Annotated in this window: 1 protein-coding gene; it reads right to left on the bottom strand. The window is 56.0% G+C overall.

Going from position 1 to position 252, the window contains the following annotated elements; genetic code table 11:
• The coding region (locus F1735_RS36155; protein WP_222853219.1) for a DUF6444 domain-containing protein at positions 1-252 on the bottom strand (252 nt) is incomplete at both ends.

Genomic DNA, 252 nt, shown 5'->3' with positions numbered 1-252 from the left:
ATTTCTGCACCATCCGCTCCTGCCTTGACACGCTACGCAAACAAGGTCACAGCATGTTGGACGTACTGCGCCGGGCATTTGCTGGCGATCCAATTGCGCCAGCCGCGTAGCGGCTGAACAGTTACTCTTCTTTTTCAAGCCATCGGCCGACGGCGGCACACTGGAATTGTGGCTGTCCTTGCGGATCGATTTACCGGCCAAGGCCTCTTTGACCTGTGCGTGCAGTTTCTCGATCAGCTTGTCTTTTTCGGG

It is taken from the genome of Massilia genomosp. 1 (genome assembly GCF_011682185.1).
GTDB classification, from domain to species: Bacteria; Pseudomonadota; Gammaproteobacteria; order Burkholderiales; family Burkholderiaceae_D; genus Telluria_A; species Telluria_A rubra.
The sequence above is the reverse complement of the archived record's forward strand: the minus strand, read 5'-3'. Positions and strand labels throughout refer to the sequence as shown.